Annotated in this window: 15 protein-coding genes; 6 read left to right on the top strand and 9 right to left on the bottom strand. The window is 71.0% G+C overall.

Annotated features, from left to right (window positions below; genetic code table 11):
* Positions 1-150 precede the first annotated feature (150 nt).
* The gene (locus ACFYM2_RS05935; protein ID WP_388833694.1) at positions 151-2,214 is read left to right on the top strand and encodes a phosphocholine-specific phospholipase C; all 2,064 of its coding nucleotides are present in this window, start codon (positions 151-153) and stop codon (positions 2,212-2,214) included.
* Between the two features lie 307 nt (positions 2,215-2,521).
* Here ACFYM2_RS05935 and metG read toward each other — a convergent pair whose 3' ends face one another.
* From metG to ACFYM2_RS05895, 8 genes are all read right to left on the bottom strand, one after another.
* Positions 2,522-4,261: a methionine--tRNA ligase gene (gene metG / locus ACFYM2_RS05930; protein ID WP_358993561.1), complete on the bottom strand. Its 1,740-nt coding sequence runs from the start codon at positions 4,259-4,261 to the stop codon at positions 2,522-2,524.
* A gap of 273 nt (positions 4,262-4,534) precedes the next feature.
* Positions 4,535-5,425 (bottom strand): NAD(P)-dependent oxidoreductase, encoded by an 891-nt coding sequence (locus ACFYM2_RS05925; RefSeq protein ID WP_388833690.1) that lies wholly within the window; start codon positions 5,423-5,425, stop codon positions 4,535-4,537.
* A 422-nt stretch (positions 5,426-5,847) separates the two neighbouring features.
* On the bottom strand, positions 5,848-6,657 hold the full coding sequence (locus ACFYM2_RS05920; protein WP_388833687.1) for a hypothetical protein: 810 nt from the start codon (positions 6,655-6,657) through the stop codon (positions 5,848-5,850).
* Entirely contained in the window at positions 6,657-7,952 is a 1,296-nt protein-coding gene (locus tag ACFYM2_RS05915) for a VWA domain-containing protein (RefSeq protein ID WP_358993555.1), read from the bottom strand. The genes ACFYM2_RS05920 and ACFYM2_RS05915 overlap by 1 nt, the downstream gene beginning before the upstream one ends.
* 93 nt (positions 7,953-8,045) lie before the next feature.
* Positions 8,046-9,470 carry an FAD-dependent oxidoreductase gene (locus tag ACFYM2_RS05910; protein WP_388833684.1) on the bottom strand — a complete coding sequence of 475 codons (1,425 nt, stop codon included), beginning with the start codon at positions 9,468-9,470 and terminating at the stop codon, positions 8,046-8,048.
* A 13-nt stretch (positions 9,471-9,483) separates the two neighbouring features.
* On the bottom strand, positions 9,484-10,656 hold the full coding sequence (locus ACFYM2_RS05905) for an MAB_1171c family putative transporter (RefSeq protein ID WP_388455893.1): 1,173 nt from the start codon (positions 10,654-10,656) through the stop codon (positions 9,484-9,486).
* Positions 10,657-10,659: 3 nt separating this feature from the next.
* Positions 10,660-11,190 carry a toxin-antitoxin system, toxin component gene (locus tag ACFYM2_RS05900; RefSeq protein ID WP_388456343.1) on the bottom strand — a complete coding sequence of 177 codons (531 nt, stop codon included), beginning with the start codon at positions 11,188-11,190 and terminating at the stop codon, positions 10,660-10,662.
* 229 nt (positions 11,191-11,419) lie between these two features.
* Positions 11,420-12,082: a helix-turn-helix domain-containing protein gene (locus tag ACFYM2_RS05895; RefSeq protein WP_388833681.1), complete on the bottom strand. Its 663-nt coding sequence runs from the start codon at positions 12,080-12,082 to the stop codon at positions 11,420-11,422.
* 262 nt (positions 12,083-12,344) lie between these two features.
* On the opposite strand from ACFYM2_RS05895, the gene ACFYM2_RS05890 reads away from it, so the two are divergent.
* Together ACFYM2_RS05890 and ACFYM2_RS05885 are read left to right on the top strand one after the other, a co-directional pair.
* Positions 12,345-13,112 carry a hypothetical protein gene (locus ACFYM2_RS05890; RefSeq protein WP_358993545.1) on the top strand — a complete coding sequence of 256 codons (768 nt, stop codon included), beginning with the start codon at positions 12,345-12,347 and terminating at the stop codon, positions 13,110-13,112.
* Between the two features lie 146 nt (positions 13,113-13,258).
* Positions 13,259-15,397, top strand: a complete 2,139-nt coding sequence (locus ACFYM2_RS05885) for a tetratricopeptide repeat protein (protein WP_388833678.1) — start codon at positions 13,259-13,261, stop codon at positions 15,395-15,397.
* Positions 15,398-15,611: 214 nt separating this feature from the next.
* On the opposite strand, the gene ACFYM2_RS05880 is transcribed toward ACFYM2_RS05885, so the two are convergent.
* Positions 15,612-17,456 carry a hypothetical protein gene (locus ACFYM2_RS05880; protein ID WP_388833675.1) on the bottom strand — a complete coding sequence of 615 codons (1,845 nt, stop codon included), beginning with the start codon at positions 17,454-17,456 and terminating at the stop codon, positions 15,612-15,614.
* 679 nt (positions 17,457-18,135) lie between these two features.
* On the opposite strand from ACFYM2_RS05880, the gene tdh reads away from it, so the two are divergent.
* The 3 genes from tdh (at position 18,136) to ACFYM2_RS05865 (ending at position 21,988) form a co-directional block, all read left to right on the top strand.
* Positions 18,136-19,164 (top strand): L-threonine 3-dehydrogenase, encoded by a 1,029-nt coding sequence (gene tdh, locus ACFYM2_RS05875; RefSeq protein ID WP_388833672.1) that lies wholly within the window; start codon positions 18,136-18,138, stop codon positions 19,162-19,164.
* A 312-nt stretch (positions 19,165-19,476) separates the two neighbouring features.
* Positions 19,477-20,658 carry a glycine C-acetyltransferase gene (locus tag ACFYM2_RS05870; RefSeq protein ID WP_358993533.1) on the top strand — a complete coding sequence of 394 codons (1,182 nt, stop codon included), beginning with the start codon at positions 19,477-19,479 and terminating at the stop codon, positions 20,656-20,658.
* A gap of 415 nt (positions 20,659-21,073) precedes the next feature.
* Positions 21,074-21,988 carry a LysR family transcriptional regulator gene (locus tag ACFYM2_RS05865; protein ID WP_358993530.1) on the top strand — a complete coding sequence of 305 codons (915 nt, stop codon included), beginning with the start codon at positions 21,074-21,076 and terminating at the stop codon, positions 21,986-21,988.
* Positions 21,989-22,194 lie beyond the last annotated feature (206 nt).

Below are 22,194 nucleotides of genomic sequence, written 5' to 3'. Positions count from 1 at the left end.
CGGCAACAGGGCCGCCGCCACGTGGGGTTCCTGTTCTTTTGCCGTACCACTGAGTGTCACAGTGACGACATGGGGGCTTTCGCGGGCTTGGGTGTTCTTGATACACCCCTCTCGCCCCCTGTTCCCTCACGCTTGCAGAGGCCCCCACTCATGGCTGAACTCAACCGGCGCCGGTTCATGCAGCTCGCGGGCGGCACCGCCGCCTTCGCCGCGCTCTCACAGAGCATCGCGCGCGCCGCGTCCATCCCGGCCGCGGGCACCACCGGCACCATCCAGGACGTCGAGCACATCGTCGTCCTGATGCAGGAGAACCGTTCGTTCGACCACTATTTCGGTTCCCTGAACGGGGTCCGGGGCTTCGGTGACCCGCGGCCCGTCACGCTGCCCAGCGGCAAGTCCGTCTTCCACCAGGTCGGCGCCGGCAAGGAGGTGCTGCCGTTCCGGCCCAAGGCGGACAAACTCGGACTCCAGTTCATCCAGGACCTCAACCACGACTGGAACGGCAGCCACAAGGCGTTCAACGGCGGCAAGTACGACCAGTGGATCCCGGCCAAGACGTCCACGACGATGGCCTACCTCACGCGTGAGGACATCCCGTTCCACTACGCGCTCGCCGACTCGTTCACCATCTGCGACGCCTACCACTGCTCGTTCATCGGCTCGACCGACCCCAACCGCTACTACATGTGGACGGGTTACACGGGCAACGACGCGACGGGCGGCGGACCCGTGCTCGGCAACGACGAGAAGGGGTACGGCTGGACCACCTACCCCGAGCGTCTTGAGGAGGCGGGAGTCTCCTGGAAGATCTACCAGGACGTCGGCGACGGTCTGAACGCCGCCGGTGGCTGGGGCTGGATCAATGACGCCTACCGGGGCAACTACGGCGACAACTCCCTTCTCTACTTCAACAGTTACCGCGACGCGCAGCCCGGCGACCCGCTCTACGACAAGGCGCGCACCGGCACCGACGCCAAGAACGGCGATGGTTTCTTCGACGTCCTCAGGGCCGACGTCGAGGCCGGCACGCTGCCCGAGGTGTCCTGGATCGCCGCCCCCGAGGCCTTCACCGAACACCCCAACTGGCCCGCGAACTACGGGGCTTGGTACATCTCGCAGGTCCTGGACGCGCTCACCGCCAACCCGGAGGTATGGGCCAAGACCGCGCTGTTCATCACGTACGACGAGAACGACGGCTTCTTCGACCACGTGGTGCCGCCCTACGTGCCCGCCAACGCCAACCAAGGCCTCTCGACGGTCGAGACGGGGCCCGACTACTTCGCGGGCAACGCCAGTTACGCGGCCGGGCCCTACGGTCTCGGGCAGCGGGTGCCGATGCTGGTCGTCTCGCCGTGGAGCACCGGCGGCTACACCTGTTCGGAGACCCTCGACCACACGTCGATCATCCGGTTCATGGAGCGCCGCTTCGGTGTGCACGAGCCGAACATCTCGCCGTGGCGGCGGGCGATCTGCGGCGACCTGACGTCGGCGTTCGACTTCAGCCGCACCCAGTCGTCGGCGCCGACGCTGCCCTCGACGGACGCGTACGTGCCGCCGGACCACAACCGGCACCCCGACTTCGTGCCGGTGCCGCCCACCACCGGCACCCTGCCCAAGCAGGAACGAGGATCGCGCCCCACCCGGCCGCTGCGTTACGCGCCCCTGGTCGACGGGGCGGCGAACGTGAGCACCGGCAAGTTCACCCTCACCTTCGGCGGCGGCGCCTCGGCCGGCGCCCAGTTCCTTGTCACCTCGCCGAACCGTACGGACGGCCCCTGGACCTACACCACCGAGGCCGGCAAGACGGTCTCCGACACCTGGAACACGGCCTACTCCGGAGGTGTCACCAACCTCAGCGTCTACGGACCGAACGGGTTCCTGCGCACCTTCCGCAACCCCGGCAAGACCGCGGGGCCCGAGGTCACCGCCCGCCACAACGCGGGCACCGGAAACCTCGACCTGACCATGACCAACGCGGGCAAGGGCACGGTCCACCTCACGGTCGCCAACGCCGCGGCCTACGGGGGAGCGACCCAGACCTTCACCGTCGCCGCCGGCGCGACCGTCCGGTACACGGTTGCCCTGCGCGCCGGCAAGAACTGGTACGACGTGTCGGTGACGTCCGACGCGGACGCCACATTCCTGCGCCGGTTCGCCGGACACGTCGAGACCGGCGCGACCGGGGTGAGCGACCCGGGACTGCTCACCACCTGAGACCCAGCACGGCCCCGCGCGTGTGTCGCGGGGCCGTGCGGTGGTGGCACGGGCGGTGGTGTCGCGGGCGTGACCGACCTGTCGCGCCGGACGGACGGGCCCGGCCCCCGATGCTCAGCCGCCAGGACTGCCGGGACTGCCGGGACTGCCGGGACTGCCGGGACTGCCGGGACCGCCGGTCCGCCCGGCACGGCGGCCGCGCCTGGCGGTGCGAGCCAGCGCCGTCTGGTGCGCCGGACCGACCGGAACCGGCGGACCGACCGGAACCGGCGGACCGTCCGGAAGCGCCGGACCGTCCGGCACACGATCAGGCGTCGTCAGCGCCGCCGAAGCGCTCCCGGAACGTTTCCAGGTCCTCTTCCGTGATCTTCGCGAACAGCACCGGCGGGACCGTGAAAGCGCTCCCAGCGGGGACCGCGTCCAGGGCCCTGGCCTTCTCGGGCGTCACCCAGGTCGCCCGCGCGGCGGACGGCGCCACCTCCTCGAGCGCGAACGCGGAGCGCATGGCCTTGGCCGAGGCCGGGATGAACGGCTCGGACACCACCGCGTACAGGTGGATCAGGTTCATCGCGGTGCGCAGCGTCAGCGCGGCGGCCTCGGGATCGGTTTTGATTTCCAGCCAGGGAGCCTTCTCCTCCAGGTAGGAGTTGCCGGCCGACCACAGCGCCCGCAGGGACGCCGCCGCCTTGCGGAACTGGAGCGCTTCCATGTGGCCCTCGTACTCACCGAGCAGCCCGGCGATCTCCTCGCCCAGCTTCTCCTCCGGCGCCCCGGCCGCCGCGCCCGCCGGCACCTCGTCGCCGAAGCGCTTGCGGGAGAACGACAGAACGCGGTTCACGAAGTTGCCGAGCGTGTCCGCCAGGTCCTTGTTGACCGTCGCGGTGAAGTGCTCCCAGGTGAACGACGTGTCGTCGGACTCGGGCGCGTTCGCCATCATGAAGTAGCGCCAGTAGTCGGCAGGCAGGATCTCCAGGGCGTCGTGGGTGAAGACACCACGGCGCTGCGAGGTGGAGAACTTGCCGCCGTAGTAGTTGAGCCAGTTGAAGGCCTTGACGTAGTCGACCTTCTTCCACGGCTCGCGCACCCCCAGCTCGGTCGCCGGGAACATCACCGTGTGGAAGGGCACGTTGTCCTTGCCCATGAACTCGGTGTACCGCACGTCCGCCGCGCCCTCGGGCTCGTACCACCACGACCGCCAGTCACGGTTTTCCGGGTTGAGGTCCGCCCACTCCTTCGTGGCGCCGATGTACTCGATCGGCGCGTCGAACCAGACGTAGAAGACCTTGCCCTCGGCGGCCAGCTCCGGCCAGGTGTCGGCCGGAACCGGAACGCCCCACTCCAGGTCGCGGGTGATCGCGCGATCATGCAGGCCCTCGGTCAGCCACTTGCGGGCGATCGACGACGCCAGCTGGGGCCACTCACCGCCGACCCGGTCGATCCACTCCTCGACCTCGCCCTGGAGCTTGGACTGGAGCAGGAACAGGTGCCGCGTCTCGCGGACCTCCAGATCGCTGCTGCCGCTGATCGCTGAACGCGCTTCCAGCAGGTCGGTCGGGTCCAGGACGCGCGTGCAGTTCTCGCACTGGTCGCCGCGCGCCTTGTCGTACCCGCAGTGGGGACAGGTGCCGACGATGTAGCGGTCCGGCAGGAAGCGGTCGTCGGCGACCGAGAAGACCTGGCGGATCGCCCGCTCCTCGATGAAACCGTTCTCCTTCAGCTTCCGTGCGAAGTGCTGCGTGATCTCGACGTTCTGCTGCGAGGAGCTGCGGCCGAAGTAGTCGAAGGCCAGCTGGAAGCCGTCGTAGATCGCCTTCTGGGTGTCGTGGGCCTGCGCGCAGAACTCGGCGACGGACACCCCCGCCTCCTTCGCGGCCAGCTCGGCGGGCGTGCCGTGCTCGTCGGTGGCGCAGATGTACAGAACGTCGTGACCGCGCTGGCGCAGGTAGCGGGAGTACACGTCCGCCGGAAGCATCGACCCGACCATGTTGCCCAGGTGCTTGATCCCGTTGATGTACGGCAGCGCGCTGGTGATCAGGTGTCGAGACATCCTCGGATGCTCCTTATGTTCGTACGTGCGGCACCGCGGCTTGGCCGCGGCGAACCCAGGTAGGGAGGGCCCGTCCCGGGACCGGCATCGCGTGCCGCCCCCGCCCGACGGGCAGAGCCATGCTATCGAACCGCCCGCGCCCTTCTTTCCGGAGTTCGCGGGCGGGGACGGCGTCCGGCGGTGGCGCGGCGGTGCCCCGGCGCTGGCCTGGCGGGGCGCGGCGGGGCTCCGGCGGGGCGTCGCTGGGCGCCGGCCGGGGAGCGCCGGGGCCGCTCACTTCTCCGTGCGGCCCGCGAAGTACGTCGCGATCATGTCCTCGTCGCCGTGCCCGGCCGCCTGGGCGCGCGCGAAGCGCTCCGCCGAGGCCTCAGTCAAATCGAGCCGTACGCCCGCCTGTTCGGCCGCACTGAGGATCAGATGCGTGTCCTTGAGGGCGCTGGAAAGCGCGAAGCTCGGCGTCAGATCACCGGTGAGCAGTGCGGCAGACTTCGCGTGCAAGTAGGGGGTGTCCAGGGGGCCGCCTGAGAGCGCGTCCAAGAAGAGGCGTGGGTCCACCTGAAGGGCCTCGGCCAGGCTGAGGCATTCGGCGACGGCGCCGACCAGATTGATCACCCAGGTGTTGGCGACCAGCTTCAGGCGGGAGGCGCCGCCCGGGTCGTGGCTCACCCAGACGGTTCGTTGGCCGATCGCGTCCAGTACGGGCGCGAGGCTTTCCCGCGCCGTCGGCGGCCCGGAGACGAAGACCGTCAGCTTGCCCTGCTCGGCGGGATCACGGGTGCCGAGCACGGGGGAGTCGTAGTACGCGACGCCCAACTCCCCTGCCTGCGCGGCCAGTTCGAGTGTCGCGTCCGGCCCGACCGTGGAGGTCTGAAGCCACGGCTGCCCAGCGTGCACGCCCGGGGAGGCGGCCGCGAGGGTGGCGGCGACGGACGGGCCGTCGTGCAGCGAGGTGAGGACGACATCGGCGCCGCGTACGGCCTCGTCGGGGCCCGCGTGTACGGATGCCCCGTCCTTGGCCAGCGCCTCGGCCTTCTTCGGGGTCCGGTTCCAGACCCGTACGGTCAGCCCGGCCCGCAGCAGACTGCGGGCCATGCCTGCCCCCATGATGCCGGTGCCCAGAACGGCGACGACGGGCGTGTGCGTAGCTTGGCCGGCTCGGCTCACGTGGAACTCCTTGGTTGGGGTGGCGCTGGGTCACGTACCCCCGAGTCTGGTACGGCGGGGGCCGCCCCGGCGGGTACGGCACCGGGTGAATCGCGGCCGGGTGGGGTGGACGGGTGGAGGGGGGAGGGGTGGCGGCGCGGGGCGGGGCCTGAGAGCGCTCTCACACGCTGTCCCGCGCCACGGTCCGGCGCCGGCTCGGGAATGCCGAGAGCGCTCCCACGCACACGCACCCGCCACGCTCCGGCGCCGGCTCGGGAACGCCGAGAGCGCTCTCAGGCACACGCGCCTCGCCACGCTCCGACACCGGGTCGGGAACACGCCGAGAGCGCTCTCACCCACACGCGCCCCGCCACGCTCCGGCACCGGTCAAGGGTGCCGAGAGCGCTCTCAAGTGCAGGCGCACGCGCCCTCGCCCCGCTTCCTCACGCCCTCGGCGGCACCCGCGTGGGTCGGCCTCGGCCGCGGGTCAGGTTGTAGCCCGCCACGCCCGCGAGCGCGGCGAGCAGCCCGCCCGCCGCCGTCCAGAGCCAGCGGTCGGTCCACCAGCCCGACGACCAGCCGCCCTCCGGCTCGACCGCGGACTTGGCGCCGAGCGGAGTCGAGAGCTTCCCGTCCACAGCGTGGGCGCCACCGGTCTCAAGGACGGTCGGTTCGACCTCCGCCTTGAAGGGCAGGCCCCGGTCGGTGTCCGGCAGCGACACGGCCGTCAGCCGGATGTAGTAGCTGCCCGGCAGCGGATCGGTGGACCAGGTGTCGGCCCAGGCGACGGTGGGGCGCAGGGTGCAGGACAGATCGACCGTGGCCGCGTCCTGCGCGGCGGACCTGGACTGCGTTCCGTACATGCAGGGCTGGCGGCGGCGCAGCCCGTCGTACACATCGATGCGCCAGGTGGAGGCGCCGTGCCGCGAGGCAGCCTCGGGCAGCGTGACCTTTGCCGTGACGGTGGGGCGCTGTCCTGCGTCTGCCGGGAACATCCAGTACAGGTAGTCACCGCTGGACGCGGACGCGGTGGCCTTCTGGCCCTGCCGCACCGCGACGGCCGTACGGAAGGCGGTACCCGCTTCCGTGGGCGCCGCCGAGCTCTTCGACGCGGACGGGCTCGCCGAGGGCGATTCGGCGAGCGCCGGCGCGGCCGCGCCCGCGAGCAGGGCGGCGCCCGTCAGCGCGCCGGCCGTCAACATCCGTACCGTACCCATCAGTTGGCCCCCGGGGCGTGAGGTGGTGTTCGGCATCAGTTGGTCCGCCAGACCGCGATGCGCCAGCGCGAGATCCAGCCCCACACCAGCCCCGCGACGAGACCGGTCAGCGCGAGGGCGCCGAGCAGCCACCAGCCCCGGCCAAGGCCGAAGGAGGCCACGTCGGAAGCGTGCTCGGGGCCGTCCACCACGTCGATGGCGAGCTCCACGGGCAGCCCGGGATCGGTCTTGACGCCGGGTGCGGCCGAGAAGGAGTTGGACACCTGGAGGCAGACGGACTCCGGGGTCGACTTGTCGTCGGAGTCGTCCGCCGACGCCTTGGGGTAGCGAAGGCCGGTCGAGATGAGATCGGTGCGTCCGTCGCCCGCTTCCGATCCGCGTACGATCTCGCGGCCGTGCGCGGTCACCGCCCGCAGCAGGATGCCGTAGTCCGGATTGGCCGGTCGGTCCATGCCGATGCTGGCGGAGGCGCGCAGCTCCTGGCCGGGCAGCACGTTCACCTTGTACGAGCGGTGCTCGGCGAACTTCTCGCGGTCCGTGTAGAGGCCCGGCTTCAACTCGGGAGCGCTCTCACAGCTCGCCGTGCCGCTCGTCGCGACGGGCACGACCACCGGATCGGCGGCCCGGTCCACCAGCTGTTTGACCTTGCCGGAGAGCTGGTCGGTGTGCTGTACGGAGGTGTAGGTGCCGCCGGTGGCCTCGGCGATGCAGGTGAGCTGCTGGCGGGTCTTGGCGTCCGGGATCAGGCCGAGAGTGTCGATGGTCAGGTGGATGCCCTGGGCCGCGATGTCGCGGGCCACCTCGCACGGGTCCAGGGGCTGGCAGGTGTCCTCGCCGTCGGTGATCAGCACGATCCGGCGGGTGGAGTCACCGCCCTTGAGGTCGTCGGCGGCGCCTTGCAGGGCCGGCCCGATCGGCGTCCAGCCGGTGGGCGCGAGGGTGGCGACGGCGGTCTTGGCCTCGGTACGGTTCAACGGGCCGACCGGGTAGAGGGCGCGGGTGTCCTTGCAGCCCACCTTGCGGTCCTCGCCGGGATAGGTGGCGCCGAGGGTGCGTATGCCGAGCTGGACCTCCGGCGGCACCGCGTCGAGGACTTCGTTGAACGCCTGCTTGGCGGCGGCCATGCGCGTCTTGCCGTCGATGTCCGCGGTCCGCATCGAACCGGAGACGTCGAGGACCAGGTCGACCTTGGGCGCGGGCTGCGTGGCGGGCTGACCGTCGGGGCCCTGGGCGGCGAAAGCCTGGGCGGTGCCGACGGCCGGGAGGATGCCGGTGGCGAAAGTGGCGGCCAGCGCGCACACTCCGGCCGCCAGCCGTTTTCTGGTGATCATCGCCGGATCCTATGGAAGTTCGATACGCGCCCCAAATCGCGGTGTCACGCCAGCCCTTGGGCTCAGGGCCCGGCGATGTGGCGCGAGGCAGAGTCAGGGAGTCCTCTGCGGCCGCCTGGCGAGGGAGAGTTCACGCTCCGTCAGGGGCGGTGACGTGAGCTCGGGGAGTACGGGCCCGCGCAGCACCGCCAGCACGATCTCGGGCCGCACGAGCGCGGTGAGCGGCGCTGAGAGCGTGATCACGTCGAAGAACGCCTTGGTGACGAGTGGCCGTCCGGTCGCGGTGAGCAGGAGTCTGTCCACGTAGTGGCGCAGCACCTTGGCGGCGAGTCCGGGCTGCTTGCCCTTCGCCCCCGGGTAGAGGATGTCCTGTCCGGTGGCCAGTTCCCAGGCCACCGTCACCGGGCGCGCGGCCGCGCGCTGCACCCGGCGCGCGAGCCCGGGGCCGGCGATCCCGTGGGCGGCCACGTGGTCGCGCAGTGCGACGGCGCCCTGCGCGGCGACGGTGAGGCCGTGCCCGTAGACCGGGTTGTAGGTGGCGACGGCGTCGCCCAGCGCGACGAACCCCTCGGGCCAGGGCCGCACTTCCTCGAAGAAGATCCGCCGGTTGACGGTGCTGCGGGTCACGGCGACGTCGGAGAGCGCTTTCATCCCCGCGATGAGCTCGCCGACGACGGGGTGGCGCACCGAGCGGGCGAACGTCTCGAACTCCTCCGGGTCGCCGCTCGGCTCGCCGCCCCGGGTGCCTGAGAGCGTGACCAGCCAGCGTCCGCCCTCGATGGGCACGATCGTCGTGGTGCGCCCGGGCACCGGTTCCCGGGCGTCAGACTGCACATTGACCAGGGGGTAGTCATCGCTCCCCGCGGGCGCTTCGAAGAGACGGCTCGCGTACACGAGTCCGGAGTCGACCTTCTCCTCGCGGGGCGTGGGCACCCCGAGCGCCCGCAGCCACAGGGGTGCCCGCGAGCCCCGCCCCGAGGCGTCGACCACCAAGTCCGCCTCCAGGACGCGCTCTTCGCCCTTGAGGCTCCGTACGCGGACACCGGTGACGCGGGAGGAGTCCCCCTCGAGGCCGAGGAGTTCGGTGCCTTCCAGGACCGTGACGTCCGCTCTGGACGCCACCTGGTCGCGGACCACCCAGTCCAGCAGGTCACGACTACAGGCGATCATGAACTGCATCTCGGGCCAGCGGCGCAGCCAGCCCTGTGACTGCATCGACACGAGGCCCGTGGGCAACGGGATGCGCCGCGCCCCGGCCTTCAGCCAGCGGTCGATGAGGCCCGGGAGAAGGTTCTCCATCGCCCGCGCGCCGCCGGACCACACCACATGGACGTGGCGTGCCTGCGGCAGGCCTTTGCGCGGCTCGGGTCCGGTCGGCAGCACGTCGCGCTCCACGACGGTGACGAGGTCGACGTGCTCGACCAGTGCCGCGGTGGCCAGCATGCCGGCCATACCGCCGCCGATGACGACGGCTCTACGGGGGCCCGTACCCCGGCGCGCGCTTTCGGGTTCGCTCATGGAAATCGCTCTCTTACCTGGTTTCCGCGCGCTCTCGGGCGGCGGCGACGACGGGTGACTGACGCAGTACTACGGACATCCGCACCAGATCGCGCGGTCCCTCGGGCAGCGGCGAGCCGGCTGCCTCGGCGGAATTGATGACCTTTCCCAGCGGGTCGGCGGCGCGGGCCCGTACGGCGGCCGTCACCATCGCGGCGTCGGCCTCGGCGTGCGCGAGCACCGGTTCGGAGCCCGCCTCGAGAGCGCTCTCATACGCCTTCGCCCGCACCCCGGCGTCGAAGTAGGGGAAGAGCCCCAGCATGCCGTCGTGGATGTCGGACTCCCGCTGGGTCACGCGCAGTTCGGCGGACGACCACCAGGAGATACGGACCGAACGGCCCTGCGAGGGCGCCCCCGCGCGCAGTTCGCGCCAGAGAGGCCCCAGCTGGCGGTAGGTGGTCCAGGTGCTCCAGCTGTCCGCGAACCGCTGGCACACCAGCGGGAGGCAGAAACCGACGGCACTGATCTGAGCCCCCCAGGAGGCCAGCGTGGGCGCCACGTCCGAACTCAGGTAGTCCAGATCGTGGCCGCCCCACCGCGCGAACACGGCGGTGAACTTGGTGATCAGATAAGCCAAGTTGAACAGATAGCCGAGCACGATGATCAAAAGCCCAGTCCGCAGCCAGCCGTGCACCTGGAGCGCCCACCGCCAGCACATCACGTTCATCGATACGCCCGCGACGGTCAGGGCCACGAGGTAGAGCACGATCATCTCGCGGATGAAGGGCGTGTTGGCGTAGTACGTGTCCAGGTCGCGCAGCCGCTCGACGGGCGTGTCGCCGAGTAGGAACAGCGTGACGATCACGACGACCTCGACGCTGTACGCCGCGATCCACCGGCGGGAGATCCGCCGGGTCTGCTCGGCGGGCCCGCCACGCCAGTTGACGATGAGGACGAGACACGAGGCGCTGAAAGCGCTCAGAAGGGAGTAGACCAAGGGCGCGGAGAAGTTGCGGACGCCGGTGAGGCGGTTGACGTCCGCGATGGTCGACGGCGCCGCGAAGAAGAAGACGAGCCCGGCCAGGGCGAGCAGCGCGCACACCGCGCGCAGCAGCGGGTCACGCCAGGCCCGTACCAGCGAGGGAACCTTGAAGGCGAGGGCCGTCCCCATCGCTGCGGCCGGTACGTAGTAGTCCTGGCTCTGCACGCCTCAGCCCTGCGGACCGCGGTACCCGAGCGAGGCCTCGATGCGCCCTGCGAGCATGTCGCGGCGCACCGGGCCGCGCGAGCCCGTCCCGGTCAGCCAGGGCCGGCACTTGCTGCCCAGGAGCAGTCCGAAGCTCTCGGCGTCCGTCTCCTCGGACAGATGAGAGCGCGTTCTCGCGGCCACCTTGCGCACGGCGGCGCCAAGGTCGCCGTGTGTGGAGAGCAGCCGGGCCGCCACGGTGGCGCCGTCGACATGGTGGCTGCCGTGTCCGGCGTCCATGTGCCACAACTCGTGGCCCAGGATGACCAGTTGATGGTCCGGCGCGGTCCGCTCCTCCACCACCACCAGGTCGCGATCCGCCATGTCGAGCCAGAGGCCGCTCGCCGTTCCGGGTGGGAAGGCAGCCATGCGGAACTCCACGGGGCGGCCCCGGCGCCGGCTCATGCCCTCGCACAGGGCCGCGTACAGGGCGGTGGGCTCCGCCGGGGCGGGGATCGTGATGCCCGCGACCAGCTCGCCGCACAGCCGGCGCATCTCCTTGCCTATGCCCACCGTTCTCCCCGCAAGCCGTTCATCGAGCAGCGTCCGTCGAGCAACCCGTCACGGTTCAGCACTCTGCCGAGCCGTGCGCGATTGATCCAGTCAACATTGAGCCCAAGTTCGTTGAACTCGCCATCACTCCAAGGCCTGAAACCAACGGCGGTCGGCGTTCGGTCAGGCTGAAAGCGCTCTCGAGAGCGTGTTCGCCGCGTGGCCGGGCCCATCAGGTCTCCGACTGCTTCACACTCTCCAAGAGCATGTCCAGCCACTCGGTCACCTTGTCGCGGTGCTTGTCGGTGGGGAGTTGGGCGGCCCGCCAGGCGATGCCACGGACACCGTGGTCCTGCAACAGGCGCTCCAGCGCGTCACCGGCGGGCGCGCCGTCCGCCTCTTGGCGCTCACGGCCCGCGAGTCGCTGGAGCAGTTCCTGCTCGGTGCGCAGCAGGGCGCCGCCGAGCGCGTCGGTGTCGTCGGCGGTCAAGAACCCCGCGTGGACGCCGAAGAAGCGCTGGATCGCGTCGCAGTGCTCCATGGTCGGCCGCCGGTCGCCATTGATCAGCGCACCCGCCTGCTGGCGCGACATGCCCGCGCCGTCGGCGATCTCCTGCTGGGTGTGCGGGCGGCCGTTGGGCTTGCGGCGGGTGCTGCGCAGCAGACTGAACCGCTGCAAGAAGCGCGCCTGCAAGTCGGGTTCACCGGCGGGCCGGCCTTCGAGCAGCAGGCTGACCACGTCGGCCGGGACGCCCGAGGCCTCGGAGAGCCGGTGGACGTCGAACACGTCCGCGTGATTCATGCCGAGCTTTCCGGCGAGCTCGGCCACACGGGCGACGACGGCCGCGAGGGGGCCCGTGGCCGCCGGTCCCGGAACCAAGAAGCCGTCCGTCACCAGTAGTTCTCCTAGATCATGAGAGTCGGCGGACACAACAGTGGATGCTCCGGAGGCTAGCGGTTCCCGGCAACAACAACCAGAACTTGCCACAGTTGTGGCGCAATCAAAGCTTCGGGGGGCCGGAATGCCACGATGCTTGACATCATTGTGGCGGCGGTATCAGGATCGCCACGCGGTGTGAAGATCGCCCTCCGAGCCCCGGGCGGGCCCGAAGGCCGGCCGCCGCACTCGCGGGCCAGCAAGAGGAGTCGCGTACTCGATGGCGGAAGAATCGGTGGCGAAGGATTCGGTGACGAAAATTCCGGCAGCGCACGTCCCCACGGCGGAGTGCCCGTTCGCCCTGGTCCAGGAGCGTCCCGGACAGCAGACGGCAGCGAGGGAGCGCGCAGCCGAGAAGACGACAGCCGAAAGGCACGACACCTCGGAGCTTGAGGGAAACCCCGAGCTCAGGGCCTATGTCCATGACTACTTCACGATGACGGATGCCCTGCCCTTCCCGTCCGTGGTCCTCGACTCGGGCTGGGGCGTGGCCCATTCCAACGCGGCCTACGACGCCCTCTTCGGTGGCGTAGGACCGCACCCCACGGCGATGCCCGGCCACAACTTCCTGCGTTTCGTCCTGTTCCACCCGGAGGCCGCCAGCGTGCTGGCCGAGCACGAGACGGCCTGGTGCCTCCCCTTGCTGGCGCAGTTCGCCGAGGCGTTCGCCGACGATGAGAGCGCTCCCTGGCTCAGGGACATCCGTCGCGACATCGCCGACGACCCGATCATGGACGCCGCCTTCCGGCTCGGCCTTCCGCACTGGGTCAAGGCGGTCGGTGACGCCGCCGTGCACCACGACGGCGCGGTACGACAGGTGCGCCACCCGGACCCGGGGCGCGGCCGAACCAGCTGCCGCCTTGTCATCGAATCGCCGCGTACGCTGCGGGAGTTCGGGCTCCGCCGCCTGACCATGGTCCTGCGCGAGTCGGAGCCGGCCGTGGCACGGCGCGGGCGCGGACATCTCAGCGTGGTGTCCAGCCGTTAGGGCGCCCGCCGAGCCGCCGAGCGCTCGCTTGCGAACCCCGCGCGCCGAAGGGTTTCGGCCAAACGCGGGGGAACTCCGTCGCCCCGAAAGGATGTTGCTAGCGTGGCGGCGGCAAGCGGGGGTGACGGGCGAATCGGGGGCGGAACATGCTGGACCTCTCGTCGGCGGAGGCCGTGGCCGCCGTACTGGGCGCGGTCGGCGCGGGACTGGCCAACGAGGCGGGCAAGGCGGCCTGGGAGAGCGCGGGCGGTCTGGTCCGGCGCATCGTTGGCCATGAGGTCCGCGCTCCACGGGACCGCGACGAACTGACCGGCGTGGCCCAACTGGTGCACGACGCCGTACGCCAGGACCCCGGCCTCGCCAGGGCCTGGACCGCCTTCGCCCGCAGCGCCCCGCGCCCGGGCGACGCCGACCTGCGGCCCGTGCTGCGCGCCTCCACCCGGTTCTTCACCGACCGTGAGAGCGAGCGCAAGGCGCTGAGCCGGGAGGCCTCCCGCCGGCCGGACGGCCGCCCAAGGGTGGCGGTGCTGCACGGTCCGCAGGGCATCGGAACCAGCGCGCTGGCCCTGCACTGGGGCTGCGCCGAACTGCGCCGCTTCCCCGACGGACAGCTGTACGCCGACCTGCGCGGCGCGGGACCCGCGGCGGGGGTGGACCCATCGGCGGTACTTGGTTCGCTGCTCGGCCAGTTGGGCGTCCCGGCGGCCGAAGTCCCGCCCACCCGCGAGGACCGTGAGGCACTGCTGCGTGCCTGCACCACGGATCGCCGGCTACTGATCGTTCTCGACCACGCACGGTCCGCGGCGCAGATCCTTCCCGTACTCACCTCCGCGCCCGGCGTGTTTGTCATCGTGACCGCCCGCCACCCGCTGCCCGGTCTCGACGCGGTCGGGATCCCGCTGAGAGCGCTCTCGGACAAGGACGCCCGGCGGTTGCTGGCCGAGATCACCAAGGCGGGGAACGTGACCTTGGACCGGGCGACGCTGCCCGCCGTGCTGGAACGCTGCGCCGGCTCACCGTTCGCGCTGCGTGCCGCGGCGGCCCGCCTCACGGCCCGGCACTGGCAGCAGGACGGACAGCCGAGCGGTGAGCCCGCCCGCACCGCGGTCGCCGACGGGATCCGTGCCCTGCGGCCCGACGCGGCACGCGCCTTGCGACTGCTCGCCCAGCGCGATTGGCCCGCCATCGACGCCTCGCTGACCGCGGCGGTGCTCGGCATCGAGGAGACGGCCGCCGGAGGCATCCTGGACGAGCTGGCCGCCGGCCGCCTTGTGGAGAGCGCGACCAACGGCACGTACTGGATCAGACCCCTGGTGCGGGAGTACGCGGCGACGCAGGGGCTCAGCGAGGAGGGTCCCGCAGCGGTCGAGGAAGCCGTCCGCAGCGCGGTGCGGTGGTGTGTCTCCTTCGCCGAGCCGGCGAGCAAGGCGGCCCTGCGGCAAGGATGGCGGCTCGGAGAACCGCAGCAGCCGGCACCGGCCGGGGCGCGGTACAGCGATCCCGGCGAGGCGCTGACCGCTTTGCGTGACACACTCGGCACTCTCCTCCAAGCCATCGCCACGGCTGAGGAGTTGGGCGACGCGGACGCCGTCTTCCGCCTGAGCCAGGCTCTGTGGCCGCTACAGCTGAAGATGGGCTGCCACGACCAACTGCTCCCGGCCCTCGACGCGGGCGTCCGGGTCACGCGCGCTCAGGCACCCGACTCAAGGGAGGCCGCGCGCATGCAGACCCTGCTCGGCCTGAACCTCACCGAGTTGCGCCGGTGGCCCGAGGCTGAGAGCGCTTTCGCCGAGGCCACCCGCATCGAGGAGGCGGCCGGCCACACCCGGGGCCACGCCACGGCGGTCGAATCGCTGGGGCTGCTGCGGTTGCGCGAGTGGCGTTTCCGTGAGGCGTACGACTGTTTCGAGGCGGCGGACCGCATCCTGGACGGTGTCCGCCCCGACGGCGAGGGCATCCACGATCTGCCGCGTGCCCGGGCCCTTCTACGGCGCCACCGCGGCCGTGCCCTGCGCGGTCTCGGGCAGTGGGCGCCGGCGCGGGAAGAGCTGGAGAGCGCTCTCAGCTTCTTCCGGGCCACGCATGAGGCGTACAACACCGCCCGTACGCTCACCGACCTCGCGGAGACCCTGGAGGCGAGCGGCCGGCCGGCGGAGGCGTTGCCGCTGATCGAAGAGGCCACCGCGGCGCTGGCCAACGAACAGGCCCACTACCCCCTGGTCCATTTGAGAGCGCTTCGCGAGCGGTGCCGGGAGGAGGCCGGGGAGGGATCCGACCGGGGGTGAGAGCGCGTTCAGGAACGTTGGCCGGTGCGCTTCGTTTCCTTTCCATCCGGCGCGGCCCGGTGCGGCCCGGTGCTGTCCGGCCCGGTGCCGTCGGCGCTGTCCGGTGCCGTGGGTGCCGTCCGGTGTTGCTCGTCGCTTCCTGAGTCTCTTCGTCACTTCCCGGGTTTGGTCCAGGCCCGAGCCCCCCGCCGTGTGAGCGCTCTCATGTCGTGCCTCATGCCGTGCATGTCGTGACGGTTACGCGGTGCGTGGCGGTGCCCGTGCGGATGGTCAAGCCGTCGTTCATGGCCTCCCGTGCGGTCCGGCCCGACGTCAGCCAGGCGTGCAGGGCCGACGCGGCGGATGCCGGGTCCAACCCGTTCGGCTCGCAGATGAGGCGGACGTGGTGCCCGGTGCGGGTTTGTGCCGTGCACTCGTCCGGGCCCGTGATGTAGGCGGCGAGCGCACTGTGCGGGTGGCGTCGCAACACCTCGGACGTCCATTGCGCGGGTGAGCCGAAGCGAGGGTCGTCGGGCTGGCCTTCCCTCAACAGGACGTCTGCCAGGTCGAGTTGTGTGCGGTCGCGTGTGTCCTCGTGGACGGCGATGTGGACGTGGCCTTCGCCGGCGGGCTCGTACCAGGGGTCCATGTGCCGGGCCAGGTGGATCTCGTTCGGGTTCGAAGTCACGCGGGTGAGAACGCTCAACGGCACGGTGGCGGGTCGGCGTTGGTGCGGGGGAAGACGTAGCGGCTCCAACAGCGCGGGCTGCTGGGGTTCGGGGGTTTTCATGAGCCGGTAGAAGAGGCCCCGCAGCAATGCCGCGGATGCGCCGGGGGTGGAGGTGGTGAGGTCGGCCGGGCCCGGGAAGGGGTGATGTTCGGTGATCAGGGCGTCCAACTGGGCGGCCAAGGGCGCGCACGGGTCGAGACGAGGGGCCTTGCTGACGAACTCGGCCACGGGGGAGTGGGGATCGAGTCCGTCCGAAGGGGGTGCGCCGAGCAGTACTGGGGTGCCGAGGGCTGCCGCGTAGTAGCTGACCGAGCCGTGGTCCCCGAGTACCGCGTCCGCCGCGAGCAGCGCCTGGCGCCAGTCGTGCAAGGGGTCGACGAGTATGAGGCCGCCGCGCAGGGCTCGGTCCAGCCAGGCTCGGATCTGTCCGGGGCCGTGTCCGTGCCAGATGTTGGGGTGGAGCACGGCTGCGACCCGGTACTCGTCGGTGGGCAACTCCGCCGTGAGCCTGGGCAGTAGGGAGGGGAGTACGTCGTCGCCTCCGCCATCGCCGAACAAGGACTCGGGGTTCCAGGTCGAGTTGAGCACGATGAGCCGCTGGCCTTGGCGTACGCCGAGTGCTCTGCGAAAGCGCTCTCGGTACGGTCGGGCTGCCAGCATGCGGTCGAAGCAGGGGTCGCCCGCGAGGACGGCCGTAGGGGCCGCCTCGGGGCACGCGGCGCGCAGCCGGTCCAGTTGTTCCGGATGCGAGAGCACCATGGCGTCCGCGATCGGAACGCCTTCGTGCAGCAGCCACTCGGGAGAGAGGCCGAAGACGGGGGGCGCAGGGGGTGCCGTGGGTGTTGTGGAAGCGCTCTCAAGCGGCTGCCCTTCGCGCGCGACCTCTGCTGAGAACGGTGTCCCGGTGTCCCGGTGTCCCGGTGTCCCGGTGTCCCGGTGTCCCGGTGTCCCGGTGTCCCGGTGTCCCGGTGTGGCAAGTGTTTTATTGTATCCGATGCCATGTGAGAGGAGCGCCAACTTGCCTTGAAGCAGGTGGAGTTGGCCCCCCAAGCTGGCCGTGATGACCAGGTCCACCCTTGTCTCTAGCGCCTGGTCCCAGGGGAGTACCGGAATCCCCGTCTCCGCGAGCAGGGCCTCCACGCCGCCCTGGAACGCCGAGGAACCGGTGCAGGTGGCCAGGAGCTGAATGCGCAGGTCGTCGTGGAAGAGGGGGAGTATGTCGAGCAAGCGGGTCGCCGATGTCACGTTGTGCACCACCAACAGAACGCGTCGGCACCGGCCGCGGGTCGCCCAGCGGGCGGCGTCCTCACCGACCGGCACCCGTATGTGTCGGGCGTCGGCCGCCTTCACCGTGTCACCCCCCGCTTCACGTCCACGCCATCCTCTCGATGTCCCCCGGTTGTGGTGGAGCCACGATAGCCAAGGGACTCGACGAGCCGAGGAGAGTCGCCGAGGTGGGGGCCTGCCCGCCGTCCCCAGAGGCAGCCAGGTCCGGAGCTCCAGCGGAACGTGGGCCCGATTGAGAGCGCTCTCCGCCCCAGGGCGGACATACCCCGGGGGCCGTACCCCAGGGCAGCCATAGGTGTCCCCGTTCCGCAACAGGCACCCTCACCCCCCCCGGCCCTCCGACGCCCGCCCCGCCCTCGGCTGCGGACTGCTGCATCCTGCGGGCTGCTCCATCCGGATGGTTCTTCTGCTCGCCGGTGTGCGCCGTGATTTCGGGCCCGGTGGGGCGTGGCGGCCGCGCGTGGTGCCGACTGAGACCCGCGCTGAGGGAGGTTCCTGCTGTGAGGCGTGCGGGGCGCGTGGGGCGCGCGTGAAGCTTGGCTGTTGGCCCGTTTAAGAAATCCTCGATGGACTCGGAGGCCGGGGCTCGGCAGATTGGTGATCAGTCGGATCGGCCGGCCCTCGGTCTGCCCGATCTGGTTACCCAGCACGTGCGGGCCAGTACGTCCGGCCGGCCGTCACGCCGTACCCGGCCACTGTTTCCGTGGCCGGCCGCCCTCTCCGTACGCCGGGAGCCCCGCCCATGAAGGCACTTGTCAAGCAGCACGCCGAACCCGGACTGTGGCTCATGGACGTACCCGAGCCGGAGGCCGGGCCCGGCGATGTGCTGATCAAGGTTCTTCGTACCGGCATCTGCGGTACCGACCTGCATATCCGTTCCTGGGACGGGTGGGCGCAGGGCGCCGTCGAGACGCCTCTGGTCCTCGGCCACGAGTTCGTCGGCGAGGTCGCGGCTGTCGGCGCGGACGTCGCGGACATCGCCGTGGGTGATCTGGTCAGCGGCGAGGGGCACCTGGTCTGCGGAAAGTGCCGCAACTGTCTCGCCGGGCGCCGCCACCTGTGCCGCTCGACCGTCGGCCTCGGCGTGGGGCGCGATGGCGCGTTCGCGGAGTACGTCGCGCTCCCGGCTTCCAACGTGTGGGTGCACCGGACCAAGGTCGACCTCGACATCGCCGCCATCTTCGACCCGTTCGGCAACGCCGTGCACACCGCGCTCTCGTTCCCGCTGGTGGGCGAGGACGTGCTGATCACCGGCGCCGGTCCGATCGGCATCATGGCTGCCGCCGTCGCCAAGCACGCCGGTGCGCGCAACGTCGTCATCACCGACGTCAGCGAGTCCCGCCTGGACATCGCCCGCAAGGCCGGCGCCACCCTCGCGCTGAACGTCGCCGAGCACGGAATCGCCGACGCTCAGCGGCAGTTGGGCCTCAAGGAGGGCTTCGACATCGGCCTGGAAATGTCGGGCCGCGCCGAGGCCATGCGCGACATGGTCGCCAACATGACGCACGGCGGCCGCATCGCGATGCTGGGCCTGCCGGCCCAGGATTTCGCCGTGGACTGGGCGAAAATCGTCACCTCGATGATCACCATCAAGGGCATCTACGGACGCGAGATGTTCGAGACCTGGTACGCCATGACGGTGCTGCTCGAGGGCGGCCTGGACCTCAGCCCCGTGATCACCGGCAAGTACGCGTACCAGGACTTCGACGCCGCGTTCGACGAGGCCGCCACCGCTCGCAGTGGCAAGATCATCCTTGACTGGACCGCCTGACCGCCTGACCGCCTGACCGCCTGACCGCCTGACCGCCTGACCGCCTGACCGCCTGACCGCCTGACCGCCTGAGTGTCGCCGTGTCGGGGGCAGGGGGTCACGGTGTCATCGTTCGGCGGGCCTGCCGAGGGCCGGTCCTCCGGTCGGGCCCGGGCCTTCGGTCCGGCCCGGCAGCCGGGATCGGCCGGGCCCCGGCACGCCTGTCCTGGTCGGCCGGCCCGCCCCCGCGCAAGCCGGCCCCGTAACGTCCCACCAGCCGCGCCCTCCCGCAGGCTCGCCCCGCCTTCCGCCCGCCCAAGGAGTACACCCCGCATGTACGCGAACGTCCGCGACGACCTCCAGAAGACCCTCGACGAGATCAAGGCAGCCGGGCTCTTCAAGCCCGAGCGCGTGATCTCCACTCCGCAGAGTTCGTCCGTCACCGTGCCCACGGGCGACGTACTCAACTTCTGCGCCAACAACTACCTCGGCCTCGCCGACCACCCCGAGGTCGTCGCCGCCGCCAAGGACGCACTGGACCGCTGGGGTTACGGCATGGCCTCGGTCCGCTTCATCTGCGGTACTCAGGACGTGCACAAGGAGCTGGAGGGACGCCTCTCGACGTTCCTGGGCCAGGAGGACACGATCCTCTACTCCTCCTGCTTCGACGCCAATGGCGGCGTCTTCGAGACCCTGCTCGACGCCGAGGACGCGGTCATCTCCGACGCCCTCAACCACGCCTCGATCATCGACGGCATCCGGCTGTCCAAGGCGGCCCGTTTCCGCTACGCCAACCGCGACATGGCGGATCTGGAGGCCAAGCTCAAGGAGGCGTCCGGCGCCCGCAGGCGTCTGATCGTCACCGACGGCGTGTTCTCGATGGACGGCTACATCGCGCCGCTCAAGGAGATCTGCGACCTCGCCGACCGCTACGACGCCATGGTGATGGTCGACGACTCGCACGCCGTCGGCTTCACGGGCCCCGGTGGCGCCGGCACCCCGGCCCTGCACGGGGTGAGCGACCGCGTCGACATCATCACCGGCACCCTCGGCAAGGCACTCGGCGGCGCCTCGGGCGGCTATGTCGCGGCCCGCGCCGAGATCGTGGCCCTGCTGCGTCAGCGCTCGCGCCCGTACCTCTTCTCGAACTCGCTGGCCCCGGTCATCGCCGCCGCGTCCCTCAAGGTCCTCGACCTCCTGGAGTCGGCCGGCGATCTGCGCGAGAAGCTGGCCGCGAACACCAAGCTCTTCCGTACCCGGATGACCGAGGAGGGCTTCGAGATCCTGCCCGGCGAGCACCCCATCGCCCCGGTCATGATCGGCGACGCCGCCGAGGCGGGCCGCATGGCCGAGCTCCTGCTGGAGCGTGGCGTGTACGTGATCGGCTTCTCCTACCCGGTGGTCCCGATGGGCGCGGCCCGCATTCGCGTGCAGCTCTCGGCGGCGCACTCCACCGAGGACATCGAGAAGACGGTGGCCGCGTTCGTGGACGCCCGGGCGTCGATGAAGGGCTGAGGTCACGGTTTGGGGTGCGGCGCCGACTGGTGAGGCGATGGCCGCGATGGCGGCGAGTCGGGGAGTGGCGCGGAGAGCGCTCTCAGGGCGCTGTCGTGGGTCCTGGCGTCACGGCGTCAGGCCTAACGGCGTTGGGGCGTCGCGTCGTCCCCTGGAGCAGCCTCGGGGCGGCTTCGGGGCGGCTTCGGGCCAGGCACGCAGGGCAGGCTCGGGCGCGGGGGTGAGAGCGCTCTCAGGTGTTGTGCCCGGGGCCACGGCCCCGGGCTTGGCGTCGTCCCCCTGGCGCGCGGCACCGCCCCCGCGTGCGGCAGCACCCTGGCGCAGGCCGCGCGGTGCGTGGCGGTGTGAGCGCTCTCAGCGGCGGCGTCGGGCGGGAACGTCGTAGAGGGCCCGGCTCGCGCGCGACAATGGCTGAGTGATCGACCCCCGCCGGCTGCGCATCCTGCGAGCCGCGGCGGACCACCGCACGGTGACCGCCGCCGCAGCAGCGCTGTATCTGACCCCGTCCGCCGTCTCCCAGCAGCTCGCCGCCCTGGAACAGGAGACCGGGCACACCCTGCTGACCCGCAGCGGCAAGGGCGTACGGCTCACGGCTGCCGGGGAGATCCTTCTGGAGCACGCCAACGCGGTCCTGGCCCAGCTCGAACGGGCCGAGGCGGAACTGGCCGCCTACGCGGGCGGAGCAGCCGGCGAGGTCACGGTGGCCGCCTTCGCGACGGGGATCGCGGAGGTGCTTGCCCCCGCGATCGTGCGGTTGCGCGCCAGCCACCCGGCGATCCGGGTACGAGTACGCGACGCCGAGGGCGACGAGGCGCTGCCCCTGGTCCTTGACGGCGAGGCGGATTTGGCGCTGGCCGTGGAGTACCGGGGGGCGCCCCGTGAGGATGACAGCAGACTCTCGCGTGTGCCGCTGTACGCAGAACCGTTCGACGCGGTACTGAACGCCGCGCACCCTCTCGCCCAGGACTCCCACGTGCCGCTGTCGGCGCTGGCCGACGACGACTGGATCGGGCCCTACCCGGGCAACCCCTGCCACGACGTAATGCTGCTCGCATGTGAACTCGCGGGATTTCAGCCCAAGTTGGTGCACTCCTCGGACGACTTCCGGGCGGTGGTGGCGCTGGCGGGCGCGGGCGCGGGGGTGGCGCTCGTGCCCCGTTCCGCGCTGCGCGGCATGGAGCAGAAGGATACGGTCGTACGCCCTGTGGCTGGCCCGGCGGCGACCCGTAGGGTGTTCGCGGCGGTACGCAGGGGAGCGGAGAGGCATCCGCTGTTCCGGCCGGTCCTCGAGGCCCTTGCGGAGGCGGCGGAAGGCCTTCCGACCGATTGAGGCCGCCGGGTCGCCCGACCGCCCCGGCCGCCCCACTGCCGGGCGGCCCGCCTGCCCGCCCGATCGCCCAGGTCGCCCGGCCGCCGGGGTGCTGAGGCGCTGAAGCAGCCGGGACGCTGAAGCAGCCGGGACGCTGAGGCGCCGAGACACGCTGGGTGGGTGCGGTGGTGGGGTGGGGCTGTGAGAGAGCGCTCTCAGCCGGCCCC

It is taken from the genome of Streptomyces sp. NPDC006711 (assembly GCF_042869775.1).
Classification (GTDB): Bacteria; Actinomycetota; Actinomycetes; order Streptomycetales; family Streptomycetaceae; genus Streptomyces.
Note: the sequence above shows the minus strand (reverse complement) of the source record. Positions and strands in the feature narration are given on the sequence as shown.

Coding starts and splice junctions, on each gene's coding strand:
- ACFYM2_RS05885 (WP_388833678.1), top strand. CDS start 13,259: ATGCTGGACCTCTCGTCGGCGGAGGCCGTGGCCGCCGTACTGGGCGCG.
- ACFYM2_RS05935 (WP_388833694.1), top strand. CDS start 151: ATGGCTGAACTCAACCGGCGCCGGTTCATGCAGCTCGCGGGCGGCACC.
- ACFYM2_RS05870 (WP_358993533.1), top strand. CDS start 19,477: ATGTACGCGAACGTCCGCGACGACCTCCAGAAGACCCTCGACGAGATC.
- ACFYM2_RS05915 (WP_358993555.1), bottom strand. CDS start 7,952: ATGATCACCAGAAAACGGCTGGCGGCCGGAGTGTGCGCGCTGGCCGCC.
- ACFYM2_RS05910 (WP_388833684.1), bottom strand. CDS start 9,470: ATGAGCGAACCCGAAAGCGCGCGCCGGGGTACGGGCCCCCGTAGAGCC.
- tdh (WP_388833672.1), top strand. CDS start 18,136: ATGAAGGCACTTGTCAAGCAGCACGCCGAACCCGGACTGTGGCTCATG.
- ACFYM2_RS05900 (WP_388456343.1), bottom strand. CDS start 11,190: ATGCGCCGGCTGTGCGGCGAGCTGGTCGCGGGCATCACGATCCCCGCC.
- metG (WP_358993561.1), bottom strand. CDS start 4,261: ATGTCTCGACACCTGATCACCAGCGCGCTGCCGTACATCAACGGGATC.
- ACFYM2_RS05890 (WP_358993545.1), top strand. CDS start 12,345: ATGGCGGAAGAATCGGTGGCGAAGGATTCGGTGACGAAAATTCCGGCA.
- ACFYM2_RS05920 (WP_388833687.1), bottom strand. CDS start 6,657: ATGCCGAACACCACCTCACGCCCCGGGGGCCAACTGATGGGTACGGTA.